Here is a 15,523-nt window from a genome sequence, read left to right on the forward strand (position 1 = left end):
GTGACTGGATGAAAATCATCATCCTCGGTGCAGGGCAGGTCGGCGGTTCGCTGGCGGAACATCTGGCCAGCGAAGCCAACGACATCACCGTGGTCGACACCGACGGCGAGCGCCTGCGCGACCTCGGCGACCGCCTCGATATCCGCACCGTGCAGGGCCGTGGCTCGCTGCCATCGGTGCTGCGTCAGGCCGGCGCCGACGACGCCGACATGCTGGTCGCGGTGACCAACAGCGACGAGACCAACATGGTCGCCTGCCAGGTTGCCCACACGCTTTTCCACACGCCGACCAAGATCGCCCGTGTGCGCGAAGCGTCCTACCTCAATCGCGAAGAGCAGCTGTTCCAGAACGAAGCGATTCCGGTCGACGTGCTGATCAGTCCCGAGCAGGTTGTTACCAACTACATCAAGCGCCTGATCCAGCATCCCGGCGCCTTGCAGGTGATCGACTTCGCCGACGGTGCGGCGCAACTGGTGGCAGTGCGCGCCTATTACGGCGGGCCGCTTGTAGGCCAGCAACTGCGCCAGCTACGCGAGCACATGCCGAATGTCGAGACCCGCGTCGCCGCGATTTTCCGCCGCGACCGGCCGATCCTGCCGCAGGGCGACACGGTGATCGAGGCTGATGACGAAGTCTTCTTCATCGCTGCCCGTGAGAATATTCGCGCGGTGATGAGCGAAATGCGTCGTCTCGACGAGACCTACAAGCGCATCGTCATTGCCGGCGGCGGGCAGATCGGCGAACGTCTGGCCGAGGCCATCGAAAGCCGCTACCAGGTGAAGATCATCGAGATGAACCCGGCACGTTGCCGCTATCTCTCCGATACCCTCGACAGCACCGTGGTGTTGCAGGGCAGCGCTTCGGATCGCGATCTGCTGCTGGAAGAGAACATCGCCGATGCCGACATCTTCCTCGCCCTGACCAACGATGACGAAGCCAACATCATGTCGTCGCTGCTGGCGAAACGGCTGGGGGCGAAGAAGGTCATGACGATCATCAACAACCCGGCCTACGTCGACCTGATCCAGGGCGGCGACATCGACATCGCCATCAGCCCGCAACTGGCGACCATCGGCACGCTGCTGGCCCACGTGCGTCGGGGCGATATCGTCAGCGTGCACTCATTGCGCCGCGGCGCGGCGGAGGCCATCGAGGCGATTGCCCACGGTGATGCGAAATCGAGCAAGGTCATCGGCAAGCCGATCGAGAAGATCGGTTTGCCGCCGGGCACCACGATTGGCGCGGTGATCCGCAATGCACAAGTGATCATCGCCCATGACGACACGGTGATCGAAGCGGGCGACCATGTGATTCTGTTCCTTGTGGATAAAAAGCATATTCGCGATGTGGAGAAGCTGTTCCATGTTGGGTTGAGCTTCTTCTGATCCGGATTTTTCAGTGCCTGCACTGGCCCCATCGCTGGCAAGCCAGCTCCCACAGTTTTTTTGGTTGTTCAAAGATGTGATGCACACCAAAGATCCCTGTGGGAGCTGGCTTGCCAGCGATGGCGGCGCCACAGATTTTCCCTGAAACACCAGAAAAGGAATCCACCGATGCTCGAATCCCTGGAAAAAATGCTCGCCAAGGGTGTGGATAACTCCCTGCTGCGCTTCGGCCTCGGCAAGGGTTATCTGGATCTGGGCGAAAACGCCAAGGCCGCCGAGCACTTCGAACGCTGTGTCGGTTTTGATCCGAAGTATTCAGCGGCGTGGAAATTGTTGGGCAAGGCGCAACTCGCGCTGGGCGATCACGCCGCCGCACGGCAGGCATGGGAACACGGCCTGGAAGCCGCGCGCGCCCATGGCGACAAGCAGGCCGAAAAGGAAATGACGGTGTTTCTGAAGAAGCTCGAGCGTCAGGCGCAGTAAGTCAAAGGTAGCGAAGACCGATGCCGTCGGCATCCACCGTCACCACTTCCATCCGCACCCGTGGCGCACCTGTGGGTAAACCCTGCACCTGGCCATAAACCACTGCGCCCTTGGGCAACGACGCCAGACGCGGGTGCTGCACATATACCCCGACAGGCGTCAGATTGCGCGTCTGCCCGAGACATTCGCCGAAGCTGTCGTGGCTGATCTTGATGCGGAAGGATTTGCGTTGTTCGGACATCTTTCTGCGCCCTTCGATGAACGGGGTGTGAATAACCGCAGAAGCCAGATCAAAAGATCGCGGCCTGCGGCAGCTCCTACAAGTTATCCACAGAGTGTGCCAAGTGGGTCAGTACCAGCGCTCTTCGCCCGGCGGACGTTTCTTGAAGCGCTTCATGCTCCACATGTACTGGCTCGGATATGCCGCCACATAGCGCTCGACGACTTTACTCATCGCGGCGCAGGATTCGGCGGTATCGGTGCTGTACATGGCCTCTGGCGCGGCTTCGAGGATCACTTTGTAGCCGGAACCGTCAGGCAAGCGCAGCGCATGCAGGAACACGCCAACCGCTTTGCCGCCCGCCAACATGTTCGGCACGAATTTGCTGGTCAGTGCCTGAGTGGCGAAGAACGGCACGAAGATCCCGGCGGATTCGGCCGGTTCCGGGTCAGCGGGAATGCCCACTGCACCACCTTTGCGCACTTCCTTGATGACGCTGAGGATGCCTTCCTTGGTGGAGGCAGCGACTTTGTTGCCCAGTTGCACGCGCTGTTTGCGCAGCAATTCATCCACAGCCTTCAACTTTGGCGGACGGTAGAAAATGATCGGTTTGCACTGGCTGCAATAGAAGTGGTTGAGCACTTCCCAGTTGCCCAAGTGGCTGGTGATGCCGACCACGCCTTTGCCCGAGGCCAGCGCATCCTTGAGGATGTCGAGGCCTTCGACTTCGCGCACCAGATCGATCGAGCGCTGCGCCGGCCAGATCCACGCGCAGGCGCTTTCGGTCAGGGACTTGCCGATGTCTTTCAGACTCTGACCGACCAGACGCTCACGTTCGGCCGGATCCATCTGTGGAAAACATTTGGCGAGGTTGATCCGCACCACGTCGCGGGAGCGGTTGGGGGTTTTCCACATGATCCAGCCAATCGCCGAACCCACGGCCTGCACGGCCCGCCATGGCAGCAGGGCAAACAGCCGCAGAGCGCCTACCAGCAGGGCGCCTTTAAACTTTTCCACAGGTCACTCCTGATCTTTGTGCGATGCGCGAGGCGGCCATTCTAACCGCCGTTGACGAGCTGCGCGTAGCGGTCGCAATCCTGCGTGTGATCCATGACCATGCCCGAGGCCTGCATCAGCGCGTAGCAAATGGTCGGGCCGACGAACGTAAACCCGGCCTTTTTCAGGCCTTTACTCATCGCCACAGCTTCGGGGGTGATCGCCGGGACTTCGCTGCGATCCTTGAAATGATTGATGATCGGTCGGTCGCCGACGAACGACCAGAGGAACGCCACCGGATCCTCCAGCGCCAGCCAGGCCTGGGCATTGCGCCGGGCGGCGTTGAGTTTGAGACGGTTGCGGATGATCCCCGGATCGAGCATCAATTCGTCGATTTCGGCGTCGCTCATCTGCGCCACGCGCTGTACGTCGAAGCCGAACAACACCTCGCGATAGCGCTCGCGTTTACGCAACACGGTGATCCACGACAGCCCGGCCTGGAACCCTTCGAGCAAAAGCAACTCGAACAAACCCTGCGCATCGCGTAGCGGCGTGCCCCACTCCTGATCGTGATAAGCCATGTACAGCGGATCTTCGGTACACCAAAAGCAGCGTGGCATAAGGCTCCAGGGGTGGAGGTGCGACTGAATCGGGTATACTCCCGCTCTTTAAATCGCAGCCCAAGAAACAGGTGAATTTCGTGAGCCAGCCTACGCCAGCCGTGCGTACCTTCCAAGACTTGATCCTCGCGCTCCAGCAATACTGGGCCGAGCAAGGTTGTGTGGTACTTCAGCCCTACGATATGGAAGTAGGCGCCGGCACTTTCCACACCGCGACATTCCTGCGCGCCATCGGCCCGGAAACCTGGAACGCCGCGTACGTGCAGCCAAGCCGCCGTCCGACTGACGGCCGTTACGGCGAGAACCCGAACCGTCTGCAGCACTACTATCAGTTCCAGGTAGTCCTGAAGCCGAACCCGGACAACTTCCAGGAACTGTATCTGGGCTCCCTCAAGCATGTCGGCCTGGACCCGCTGGTCCACGACATTCGCTTCGTCGAAGACAACTGGGAATCGCCGACCCTCGGCGCCTGGGGTCTGGGCTGGGAAGTCTGGCTCAACGGCATGGAAGTGACGCAGTTCACTTACTTCCAGCAGGCGGGCGGCATCGAGTGCTACCCGGTGACCGGCGAGATCACCTACGGTCTCGAGCGTCTGGCGATGTACCTGCAAGGCGTGGACTCGGTCTACGACCTGGTCTGGGCTGACGGCCCGATGGGCAAAGTCACCTACGGCGACGTGTTCCACCAGAACGAAGTGGAGCAGTCCACTTACAACTTCGAACACGCCAACGTCGACAAGCTGTTCGAACTGTTCGACTTCTATGAAAGCGAAGCCAAGCGTCTGATCGAACTAGACCAGCCGCTGCCGTTGCCAAGCTACGAAATGGTCCTGAAGGCGTCGCACACCTTCAACCTGCTGGATGCGCGCCGGGCGATCTCGGTGACTGCGCGTCAGCAATACATTCTGCGCGTGCGCACTCTGGCGCGTTCCGTTGCGCAAGCCTACCTGCTGGCCCGCGCCAAGCTGGGCTTCCCGATGGCGACCCCGGACCTGCGTGACGAAGTACTGGCCAAGCTGGAGGCTGCACAATGAGTGCGCAAGATTTTCTGGTTGAACTGGGCACCGAAGAACTGCCACCCAAAGCCCTGAACACTCTGGCTGAAGCGTTCCTCGCCGGTATCGACAAGGGCCTGCAAGCGGCTGGCCTGAGCTACGAGACTAAAACCGTCTACGCCGCACCGCGTCGTCTGGCTGTGCTGATCACTGCGCTGGCTACCCAGCAACCGGATCGCAGCATCAACCTCGACGGCCCGCCACGTCAGGCGGCGTTCGACGCTGACGGCAACCCGACTCAGGCTGCCTTGGGTTTTGCCAAGAAGTGCGGCGTCGAGCTGAGCGAAATCGACCAGAGCGGTCCGAAACTGCGTTACAGCCAGAGCATCGCCGGCAAGCCGACCGCGAGCCTGCTGCCGACCATCGTCGAAGATTCGCTGAACGACCTGCCGATCCCGAAACGCATGCGTTGGGGTGCGCGCAAGGAAGAATTCGTGCGTCCGACCCAATGGCTGGTGATGCTGCTCGGTGACCAGGTCATCGACTGCACGATCCTCGCGCAGAAGGCTGGCCGTGATTCGCGCGGTCACCGCTTCCACCACCCGGAAAGCGTGCGCATCGGTTCGCCGTCGAGCTACCTGGCTGACCTGCGTGCCGCTTATGTACTGGCCGATGCCAACGAGCGTCGCGAGATCATCAGCAAGCGTACCGAAGAACTTGCCACCCGTCAGGAAGGCACGGCAATCGTTCCGCCAGCGCTGCTCGACGAAGTGACCGCGCTGGTCGAATGGCCGGTGCCGCTGGTGTGCTCGTTCGAGGAACGTTTCCTCGACGTACCGCAGGAAGCGCTGATCACCACCATGCAGGACAACCAGAAGTACTTCTGCCTGCTGGATGCCGACGGCAAGTTGCTGCCACGTTTCATCACTGTGGCCAACATCGAAAGCAAAGATCCGCAGCAGATCATCGCCGGTAACGAGAAAGTGGTTCGCCCACGTCTGACCGACGCCGAGTTCTTCTTCAAGCAAGACAAGAAGCAGAAGCTCGAAGCCTTCAACGATCGCCTGCAGAACGTAGTGTTCCAGGAAAAACTCGGCAGCGTCTACGACAAGGCCGAACGCGTTTCCCGACTGGCTGCGTACATCGCCGCGCGCATCGGCGGCAACGCCTCGTGGGCTGCCCGCGCAGGCCTGCTGTCGAAGTGCGACCTGGCCACCGAAATGGTTGGCGAGTTCCCGGAGATGCAAGGTGTTGCCGGTTACTACTACGCCCTCAATGACGGCGAGCCGGAAGACGTCGCGCTGGCACTGAACGAACAGTACATGCCTCGTGGTGCCGGTGCAGAACTGCCAGCGACCCTGACCGGTGCGGCCGTCGCCATCGCCGACAAGCTCGACACCCTGGTCGGTATCTTCGGTATCGGCATGCTGCCAACCGGCAGCAAAGACCCGTATGCCCTGCGCCGTGCGGCACTGGGCGTGCTGCGCATCCTGATCGAGAAGAAACTCGATCTGGACCTGAACGACGCCGTGGCTTTCGCCGTGAATGCGTTCGGTGCCAAGGTCAAGGCTGCCGGTCTCAACGAAGCGGTGCTGGAATTCATCTTCGACCGTCTGCGTGCGCGTTACGAAGACGAAGGCGTCGATGTCGCCACTTACCTGTCGGTTCGTGCCCTGAAACCAGGTTCGGCGCTGGACTTCGACCAGCGTGTGCAAGCGGTTCAGGCCTTCCGCAAACTGCCGGAAGCGGCAGCGCTGGCGGCGGTGAACAAGCGTGTTTCGAACCTGTTAAGCAAAGTTGAAGGCTCGGTGCCGACTGTGGTTGAAGCCAAATACTTCGACAACGCCAACGAGTTCTCGCTGTACTCGGCGATCCAGCAAGCGGATCAGGCAGTGCAGCCTATGGCCGCCGCGCGTCAGTACAACGAATCGCTCGCACGCCTGGCGGCATTGCGTGAGCCGGTCGATGCGTTCTTCGACGCGGTGATGGTCAATGCCGAAGACGCCAAGGTTCGAGCCAACCGTTACGCGCTGCTGGCGCGTCTGCGTGGCTTGTTCCTCGGCGTTGCCGACATTTCGCTGCTGGGTTGAGGGATTGCTGTTGAAACTGCTGATTCTCGATCGGGACGGAGTGATCAATTACGACTCCGACGCTTACATCAAGTCAGTGTCGGAGTGGATTCCGTTGCCCGGCTCGATCGAGGCGATTGCGCAGTTGAGCAAGGCCGGCTGGACGGTGGCAGTGGCTACCAACCAGTCGGGCATTGCTCGCGGCTACTACGACCTCGCCACCCTCGATGCCATGCACGCGCGCCTGCGCGAGCTGGTGGCGGAGCAGGGCGGTGAAGTCGGGCTGATCGTTTACTGCCCGCATGGGCCGGATGAAGGTTGCGATTGCCGCAAACCGAAACCGGGCATGTTGAAAACCATCGCGGCGCATTACAACGTGACGCTTGAGAATGTCTGGTTCGTCGGCGACAGCCTTGGTGACCTGGAGGCCGCCAAAGCCGTCGATTCACAGCCAGTTTTGGTAAAGACCGGGAAAGGCGAAAAGACTCAGGGCAAAACCCTGCCGGTTGGCACTCTGATTTTTGACGATCTGGCGGCGATTGCCGCAGAACTTATCCACAACTAGAGTACTTCTGACATTCCTGACCAGGATTGATCGGGAGTGCGCTTGAACAGTCGGGCATTGCCCCGTAACGGTAAACGTCGCCATGTCGATACTGCGGGCCTTCAGAATTTTCCTTTTTTACCTGCTGCTGGGCACCACGTCCTTGCTGTGGTGCAGCCTGAGCTTTTTCATCGCGCCCTTTCTGCCGTTCAAGGCGCGATATCGTTTTATCAACGTGTACTGGTGCCGTTGCGCCTTGTGGTTGACCAAGGTGTTTCTGGGTATCCGTTACGAAATCAAAGGCGCGCAAAACGTGCCTGACCGGCCCTGCGTGATTCAGTCGAACCACCAGAGCACTTGGGAGACATTTTTTCTCTCCGCTTATTTCTCGCCGTTGAGCCAGGTGCTCAAGCGCGAATTGCTCTATGTGCCGTTCTTCGGCTGGGCCATGGCCATGCTGCGGCCGATTGCCATTGACCGCGATAACCCGAAAGCTGCGCTGAAACAGGTCGCGGCCAAGGGTGATGAGCTGCTCAAGGACAACGTTTGGGTACTGATCTTCCCGGAAGGCACTCGCGTCCCTTATGGCACGGTCGGCAAGTTTTCCCGCAGTGGCAGCGCATTGGCGGTGAATGCGGCGCTTCCGGTACTGCCAATTGCACACAATGCCGGCAAGTTCTGGCCGAAAATCGGCTGGGGCAAGAAGTCAGGTGTGATCACTGTGGTCATCGGTGAACCAATGTATGCCGAAGGCACTGGGCCTCGCGCTATTGCCGAGCTGAATGATCGGGTGCAGGCCTGGAACGAGAAGACTCAGCGCGAAATGGGTTCGCTGCCACCAGCCCCGCAGGCACCGGCCGCAAATGATCAGATCACTGTCTGAGATTTTGTGGATAACCTGTGTACGGTTTTGTTGAAAAGGCTTGAATATTGAAATTAAGTGATTGATTTACTTATATATTTCTCAAGCTCATAAAACACCGTAAAAGGTGCATAAGTTTTTTTCGGAAGTAAAAAAACCGGCTGATATAGCCGGTTTTTTTGTGCCTGCTTACTCGGCAATTAACGGCAGCTCAAGCACGAACGTTGTGCCTTGATCGACCACGCTGCGGCACTCGATCCGGCCGCCATGGTGATCGACCACAGCCTTGACCATCGACAGGCCCAAGCCGACGCCATCGATGCCTTGGGCTGAGGAAAACCGCCGGTATTGAATAAACAGATCGGGCAGCTCTTCGGCGGCAATGCCTTTGCCCTGATCACTCAGTTCAACGCGCAACACGTTGCCATCGCAGCGGACCTGCAGGTGAATCGTGGTGTGAGGTCCGCTGTACTTGATCGCGTTTTCCAGCAGATTGAACAGCGCCCGGGTCAGCAGTCCTTGATCAGCCAGCACGAGGCGCTCTTGAGAAGGTTCATCCATGTCGTGCAGCAGTTCGATGCTTTTCTGTTGGGCAATCGGCAACGCCTGATCCAGCACATCGAGTACCAGCATCGCAAACAGGCTTGGCTGAAACTGGTAAGTCTCGGACTCCGCCCGCGCCAGCAATACGAAGCCATCGGTCAGCGACAGTGCGCGGCGCACCTGGCGTTCGATCTGTTCGAACAGCGGCGCATCCGCGCCAGCCTGATGGCGATGGACATCGAGCAACGCGAGGATGGCCGAATGGGGGGCGCGCAGATCATGGGAAAGAAAGCGCAGCAAAACGCTGCGTTGCTCTTCGGCCGCACGCTCGGCACTGAGGTCGGTCAGACTCAGCAACCAGCCGATGGGCGTATCGCCGTCCACCGGCAACAACGCCGCGCGCTCCAGGCGCAGGCTGCGTTCCTTGTGATCGCGGAACTCCAGCAGGGGCAGGGCGGATAACGACGGGCGGGCGGCAGTGGACAATTCGGGGTAGCCGAGTTGCGCCAACTGATCGAGCACATCGTCGCCCACCAGAGGGTTATCAAACAGGTTTCGCGCCTTGCGATTGCCTAACAGAATCTGCCCTTTGGGGTCGCTGATCAGCGTGGCGACCGGCAGGTATTCCAGACCGTCAGCGATAAAACGCCGCGTATCACGGGTGCGGCTCATCGCTTGTTCAAGCGCCATGATCTGTCCCTGCAGGCGATCAGCGCCCGTGAACTGCGCGCGACGGCGTTCCGGGAAGACTTTCGGTTCATTGTCCAGCCGTGCCAACTCCCAGCCAAAGTAGGTCAGCACCACGCTGAGACGTCGCCAGTTCCAGATCAGGTAGCCGAACAGCATGCCCAGCACGGCTGGCGTCGGTGACCACCACCACCGCATCTCCGCCAACCCTGCGCTGGTCAATAACACACAAGCCATACCGATCAGCGTCACCCAAAGTGCCAGACGCGGGCGCCATAACAATAGCCCGAGAACGCACGTCACCAAACCCACGGAAAGCACGGCGCCCAACCCCGGTGACGCGTCATGCAGATTGACCTGCGCCCGGTACGACAACAGCGCAGTCAGCGGTAACAGCACTAGACTTATCCACAACCACTCGCGCACCAACTGGCGGAACAGTCGCTGCACCTGGCTCGGTTCGCGGCTTTCGTGCCGTCTGCGGTCATTCATGGGAAAAAGGGCAGGGCAATGTGAATGGTTTCATGGGTCACTGGTCTGAGACATGACCCGAAGAATCATAGCGGACGTCGACCAACGGCGGGCCGCTTACTTTCATGGCTAGGCCCGAGCGACTAAGGTTTACGGCCAGATGCCCCAGCAACAAGGAACCACCGCGTATGCGCGTTGCGATACTGGACGACGAACCCGCCGAACTGCGCCGGGTCGAGCAGACTCTGCAGCAAATGGTCGAAGCCTCCGAACAGCCATGGTCGCTGCACAGCTTCGAGCGCGGTGAAGACCTGCTGCGACAACTGCGCCGGGAAACCTTCGACCTGCTGATCCTCGACTGGCAATTGCCTGATCTCACCGGTCTGGCGTTGCTGCGCTGGACCCGCGAACACATGGAAGCGCCTCCCGCAGCGATCATGCTCACCAGCCGCGATGGCGAAAGCGATATCGTCCAGGCGCTGAATGCCGGCGCCGACGACTACGTGAGCAAACCGTTCCGGCCCAATGAGCTGAAAGCGCGAGTCGCCGCCGTATTGCGTCGGCACAATCTGTCACGCAGCGCCGCGACCGAGGTGCTGAGCTTCAATGATTTGACGTTCGACGATGCCGAACTGACGGTTACCCGCGAGGGCAAACCCATCGTGATGACCGAGCGTGAGTATCGACTGGCGCGCTGCCTGTTCAGCAATCTTGGCCGACCGTTATCACGGGATTACTTGTATGAGCGCTTCTGGCCCCATGAAGAGATGGCCTCGTCACGGCCACTGGATACGCATATCTACCGGCTGCGTAACAAGCTGGGGCTGACGGCCGATCGCGGATGGCAGTTGCTGACAATTTATGGGTACGGGTATCGGTTGGAGAGTGTGGCGACTGCACAAGAATGAAGATCAAAAGATCGCAGCCTGCACGAGATCAATGCAGGCGCTGCGATCTCTTTTAACTGATCAATGAAACGTCAACCCGAGCAACCCGATCGCCAGCTTTCGTTCATCCACACTCATCCCCAGTTCGTGTGGGCTGATCGCCAATGGAAAATGAAACTGGATGCGCAAGACACCTTGCTGCGCAACGAGCTGCTGCACCTGCGGCGGTAGCACGACATCGATCTTGTTCGCGCTGGCTTGGGTCAGGCTGGTGGAGAGCACCGCAACATCATTGATGCGGATATCCACCACCTGGCGCGGATGTGATTCCGCCAGGAAGGCGTTGGCTTCCAGCGACAGCGAGGTCACACGACCGGCGGGTCTCAGAATGATTTCCGCATCTGAACCCACAGACCCGGTACCCCAGGCATCAGAAACCCACCAGCCTGTACCCAGACCGGCGGCCCCCGAACTGCTGTCGGTGAACTGAATTTTTTCACCCGGCTGGAAAGTCGGGATCAGCTCTTGAGGTTGCACTGCCTTGATGGCGGGACAGTCGGCACAACGCTTCCAACCCGGTGCCAAGACATAAAAATCGTCAATTCTGGCCAGGATATCGACAGTGCGATCCAGCTTGACCGTTGCTTGCAGCGCCGACCGCTGGTCCAGTACATACAGGGTGTCGGCATCATACTTTCCGGACTCGACGGTCCTTTCTGCGGCACGCTGAGCAGCTTCCTGCGCCACCGCGCTGACCCGTCCCAGATAAACGGCATCCGTTGCCAGATGATATTTGCCTGCATAGTCGGCCAGTGTCATCCAATGGACGGAAAAGTTTTGCGGACTCATCCATCGCACGTTCTGATAATGCGAAGCCGCGCTACGCCAGAAAGGATCGACTAACGGGGTTTTCCATTCCTTGCTCGGCGAAGCCATCATCAGATGGCTGCGCGTGTTTGCCCAGCCTGCACGGGTATCGGCCACTTGAGCGACCACCGCCAGCGCCAACAATACGATCGCCGCATGCGGTCTGGTTCCTCGGGCCACCAAGAAAACCACCGCGAAAATCGCCACGTACATGACCGGCCAGATCATCCGACCCGATGCGCGGAAGATACCTGCCATTTCAATGAAGGCGTCCGGCAACCAATAGTCGAATTCGTATGACGCGATCCCAACCTTGTTGGAGAGCGCAAAAATCATCAGCCCGAACAGCGCGAACATCAATATCCAGCGCTTGTGTATGGCGGCCATCACTCCGTTGTTCTTGCCGGACAACATGAGCTGCAACGCGCAAACGAGGAGCAACATCACCCCTAGCCCCGGGAAGGCCATGCCATCTCCATCGCCGGGCACTCCGGGGAAATCCCTCAGAACATACGACCACCCGCCAGGGTTGAAGAAGGTCAACGCATTCGCCCGGAACAGCCCAAACCCGACGGAGGCCAGACCAGCTCCCTTGATCGTGAAGTAGCCCGCCTGCCAGCAGCACAATCCCGTCAACAACAAGAGGCCGAACAACTCGGCAACTGCCTTGCCCGATCTCAGTTGGTTTTTGAGGGTTCGGTACAGAAGATCGGCGAACCAGATCAACGCAATCATGACCAGCAGATAAGCATGGACCAGAGCCGATGCAGCCAGCAGGGCTCCCCAGGCCAGAACGCGCTTGTCATTTCCACGGCGTAGCGTCAGGTATAACGCGGCGAGGATCAGGAAATGTCCGGAAAGGGATAAATGGACACCCATGCGCGCAATCATCGCCGGGTTGAAGAGAAACAATGCCGCGCCCAACAGACGCACTGTCACATTGCTTGTGGCCAGCCCCATCAGTTTCCAGGCAAACCAGCTCTGCAGCACAAAACACGTCAGCAACCAAAGCCCGAAGTACTGGAACGGCTCGGGAAGCAGCGAAGCGAACGGTTTGAAGATAAAGGCAAACAGCGGATTGGAATCCGAGAAGATGATCGCGCTGCCCAGCTCCAATCCATAGGAAGGATTGAGCCCCAGCGGAATCGACCAGGGTGCATGCCTGAAAAACGCCCACCCCAGGTAATGCGTCGCCGGATCACTGTGGCCCAGCCAGGCAATGTTTTCCGGGTTTAGCGCCCTTGGCCCCACGACGATAAAAAATGCCAGAACGCCCATCAGCAAAGGCAAGAGATTAACCGGCAAGCGTTTAAGCAGATCCTTCATCGATACACGTCCATTCGTCATGCGCCAACATCAGAGGCTGGAATCGAGGCTGCATCGTACGCAAAAAAAAGCCCGCTTGCGCGGGCCTTCTTCTGGCTTGGCCGGCCAACCCTTTGGGGTGGCCGAACCGTCACGGGTGTACCGGATCAGAAATCCAGATTGGACACCGCCAGGGCATTGCTCTCGATGAAGTCACGGCGAGGTTCGACCGCATCACCCATCAGGGTGTTGAAGATCTGGTCTGCGCCAATGGCGTCTTCGATGGTGACTTTCAGCATGCGGCGCACGCTTGGGTCCATGGTGGTTTCCCACAGCTGATCCGGGTTCATTTCGCCCAGACCTTTGTATCGCTGGATGGTGTGACGCTTGGTGCTTTCGGCCATCAGCCAGTCCAAAGCTTCCTTGAACTCGGTGACCGCTTTCTTGCGCTCGCCACGCTGGATGTACGCGCCTTCGTCGAGCAGGGTGCTCAGTTGAGCGCCGAGGGTGACGACGGTTTTGTAGTCGTTGCTGCCGAAGAAGTCGCGGTTAAACGTGACGTAGTTCGACAGGCCGTGGGAGATCAGTTCGACCTCTGGCAGCCACACGCCACGTTCACGATCTTCACGCAGGCTGGCTTTGTAGACCAGGCCGGACTTCTCGTTGGTGCGCAGGCGGACTTCGTACTGGGCCAGCCAGTCCTGCATCTTGGCGTGGTCGCCAAGCATTTCCAGGCTCACGGCCGGCAGATAAATGAAGTGTTCGGTCAGTTCCTGCGGGTACAGGCGCGACAGACGCTTGAGGGTCTTCATCACCATGCGGAAGTCGTTCACCAAACGTTCCAGCGCTTCACCGGAAATGCCCGGGGCCTCTTCGTTCAGGTGCAGGCTCGCATCTTCCAGGGCCGACTGCGTCATGTACTCTTCCATGGCGTCGTCGTCTTTGATGTATTGCTCTTGCTTGCCTTTCTTGACCTTGTACAACGGCGGCTGGGCGATGTAGATGTAGCCGCGCTCGATCAGCTCCGGCAACTGACGGAAGAAGAAGGTCAGCAGCAGGGTACGGATGTGCGAACCGTCGACGTCAGCATCGGTCATGATGATGATGTTGTGATAACGCAGCTTGTCGATGTTGTACTCTTCGCGACCAATGCCGCAGCCCAGTGCAGTGATCAGCGTGCCCACTTCCTGGGACGAGATCATCTTGTCGAAGCGTGCTTTCTCGACGTTGAGGATCTTGCCTTTCAGCGGCAGGATCGCCTGAGTCTTGCGGTTACGTCCCTGCTTGGCAGAGCCGCCCGCGGAGTCACCTTCCACGAGGTACAGTTCGGACAGCGCAGGATCTTTTTCCTGGCAGTCAGCGAGCTTGCCCGGCAGGCCGGCGATGTCCAGCGCGCCTTTACGGCGGGTCATCTCACGGGCCTTGCGCGCCGCTTCACGGGCACGGGCCGCGTCGATCATCTTGCCGACGACCAGTTTGGCTTCGTTCGGGTTTTCCAGAAGGAAGTCGGAGAAGTACTTGCCCATCTCCTGCTCGACCGCGGTCTTCACTTCGGAAGACACCAGCTTGTCTTTGGTCTGCGAGCTGAACTTCGGATCCGGCACTTTCACCGAGATGATCGCGGTCAGGCCTTCACGGGCATCGTCACCGGTGGTGGCGACTTTGTGCTTCTTCGCCAGACCTTCCTGCTCGATGTAGTTGTTCAGGTTACGCGTCAGTGCCGAACGGAAGCCCACCAGGTGAGTACCGCCGTCGCGCTGCGGAATGTTGTTGGTGAAACACAACAGGTTCTCGTTGAAGCTGTCGTTCCACTGCAGGGCGATTTCCACGCCGATGCCGTCTTCACGCTGGATGTTGAAGTGGAACACCTGGTTGACCGGAGTCTTGTTGGTATTCAGGTATTCAACGAACGCCCGCAGGCCGCCTTCGTACTTGAACAGTTCTTCCTTGCCGCTGCGCTCATCCTTGAGGACGATGCCAACACCGGAGTTGAGGAAGGACAGTTCACGAATGCGCTTGGCGAGGATGTCCCAGCTGAAGTGAATGTTCTTGAAGGTTTCGCTGGAAGCCTTGAAGTGAATCTGAGTGCCGGTGGTTTCGCTGTCGCCAACGATCGCCATCGGTGCCTGAGGTACGCCGTGGACGTAGGTCTGTTCCCAGATCTTGCCGCTGCGGCGAACGGTCAGAACCAGTTCTTCAGACAGTGCGTTCACTACCGACACACCTACACCGTGCAGACCGCCGGATACTTTGTAGGAGTTGTCGTCGAACTTACCGCCAGCGTGGAGGACGGTCATGATGACCTCGGCGGCGGAAACGCCTTCCTCTTTGTGCACGTCTACCGGGATGCCACGACCGTTGTCTTTAACGGTGATGGACTCATCCGGGTGGATGATGATGCTGATGTCGTCGCAATGGCCGGCGAGGGCTTCGTCGATCGAGTTGTCGACCACCTCGAACACCATGTGGTGCAGACCGCTGCCATCGTCGGTGTCACCAATGTACATACCGGGACGTTTGCGTACGGCATCCAGGCCTTTCAGCACTTTAATGCTCGTTGAGTCGTACGTATTTTCTTCGCTCAATGCC

General features: G+C 59.2%; 13 protein-coding genes. 7 read left to right on the top strand and 6 right to left on the bottom strand.

The features are described 5' to 3' along the window. Nucleotides 1–8 precede the first annotated feature (8 nt). Both trkA and AC3WMT_RS03410 read left to right on the top strand, forming a co-directional pair. A complete protein-coding gene (gene trkA, locus AC3WMT_RS03405; protein ID WP_103302880.1) occupies nt 9–1,385 on the top strand; it encodes a Trk system potassium transporter TrkA in 1,377 nt (458 codons plus the stop codon). A gap of 168 nt (nt 1,386–1,553) precedes the next feature. Next, a complete protein-coding gene (locus AC3WMT_RS03410; RefSeq protein WP_103302879.1) occupies nt 1,554–1,868 on the top strand; it encodes a tetratricopeptide repeat protein in 315 nt (104 codons plus the stop codon). 1 nt (nt 1,869) lies between these two features. Here AC3WMT_RS03410 and AC3WMT_RS03415 read toward each other — a convergent pair whose 3' ends face one another. From AC3WMT_RS03415 to AC3WMT_RS03425, 3 genes are all read right to left on the bottom strand, one after another. Next, the gene (locus AC3WMT_RS03415) at nt 1,870–2,109 is read right to left on the bottom strand and encodes a pilus assembly protein PilZ (protein ID WP_103302878.1); all 240 of its coding nucleotides are present in this window, start codon (nt 2,107–2,109) and stop codon (nt 1,870–1,872) included. 108 nt (nt 2,110–2,217) lie between these two features. Beyond that, a complete protein-coding gene (locus tag AC3WMT_RS03420; protein ID WP_064389687.1) occupies nt 2,218–3,105 on the bottom strand; it encodes a lysophospholipid acyltransferase in 888 nt (295 codons plus the stop codon). Nucleotides 3,106–3,146: 41 nt separating this feature from the next. Next, entirely contained in the window at nt 3,147–3,704 is a 558-nt protein-coding gene (locus AC3WMT_RS03425; protein ID WP_103302877.1) for a DNA-3-methyladenine glycosylase I, read from the bottom strand. A gap of 80 nt (nt 3,705–3,784) precedes the next feature. Between AC3WMT_RS03425 and glyQ the strand changes: the two genes are divergently transcribed. The 4 genes from glyQ to AC3WMT_RS03445 all read left to right on the top strand — a co-directional run bounded on the left by glyQ (nt 3,785) and on the right by AC3WMT_RS03445 (nt 8,195). After that, the gene (gene glyQ, locus AC3WMT_RS03430) at nt 3,785–4,738 is read left to right on the top strand and encodes a glycine--tRNA ligase subunit alpha (protein ID WP_025112261.1); all 954 of its coding nucleotides are present in this window, start codon (nt 3,785–3,787) and stop codon (nt 4,736–4,738) included. After that, entirely contained in the window at nt 4,735–6,789 is a 2,055-nt protein-coding gene (glyS, locus tag AC3WMT_RS03435; protein ID WP_103302876.1) for a glycine--tRNA ligase subunit beta, read from the top strand. The genes glyQ and glyS overlap by 4 nt, the downstream gene beginning before the upstream one ends. A gap of 4 nt (nt 6,790–6,793) precedes the next feature. Then, complete coding sequence (gene gmhB, locus AC3WMT_RS03440; protein WP_177431363.1) at nt 6,794–7,333, top strand: D-glycero-beta-D-manno-heptose 1,7-bisphosphate 7-phosphatase; 540 nt, start codon at nt 6,794–6,796, stop codon at nt 7,331–7,333. A gap of 82 nt (nt 7,334–7,415) precedes the next feature. After that, complete coding sequence (locus AC3WMT_RS03445) at nt 7,416–8,195, top strand: lysophospholipid acyltransferase family protein (protein WP_103302874.1); 780 nt, start codon at nt 7,416–7,418, stop codon at nt 8,193–8,195. 168 nt (nt 8,196–8,363) lie between these two features. Here the strand turns inward: AC3WMT_RS03445 and AC3WMT_RS03450 are convergent, their stop codons facing one another. Next, the gene (locus AC3WMT_RS03450; protein WP_103302873.1) at nt 8,364–9,896 is read right to left on the bottom strand and encodes a sensor histidine kinase; all 1,533 of its coding nucleotides are present in this window, start codon (nt 9,894–9,896) and stop codon (nt 8,364–8,366) included. Nucleotides 9,897–10,063: 167 nt separating this feature from the next. Here AC3WMT_RS03450 and AC3WMT_RS03455 point away from each other — a divergent pair, with 167 nt between their 5' ends. After that, nucleotides 10,064–10,783, top strand: coding sequence for a response regulator transcription factor (locus AC3WMT_RS03455; RefSeq protein ID WP_103302872.1), 720 nt, complete (start codon nt 10,064–10,066; stop codon nt 10,781–10,783). 60 nt (nt 10,784–10,843) lie between these two features. Here the strand turns inward: AC3WMT_RS03455 and AC3WMT_RS03460 are convergent, their stop codons facing one another. Together AC3WMT_RS03460 and gyrB are read right to left on the bottom strand one after the other, a co-directional pair. After that, on the bottom strand, nt 10,844–12,955 hold the full coding sequence (locus AC3WMT_RS03460) for a DUF6311 domain-containing protein (RefSeq protein ID WP_103302871.1): 2,112 nt from the start codon (nt 12,953–12,955) through the stop codon (nt 10,844–10,846). A 146-nt stretch (nt 12,956–13,101) separates the two neighbouring features. Next, the gene (gyrB, locus tag AC3WMT_RS03465) at nt 13,102–15,519 is read right to left on the bottom strand and encodes a DNA topoisomerase (ATP-hydrolyzing) subunit B (protein ID WP_103302957.1); all 2,418 of its coding nucleotides are present in this window, start codon (nt 15,517–15,519) and stop codon (nt 13,102–13,104) included. Between the last annotated feature and the right edge of the window lie 4 nt (nt 15,520–15,523).

The sequence above is a fragment of the Pseudomonas sp. FW305-7 genome (genome assembly GCF_058786735.1).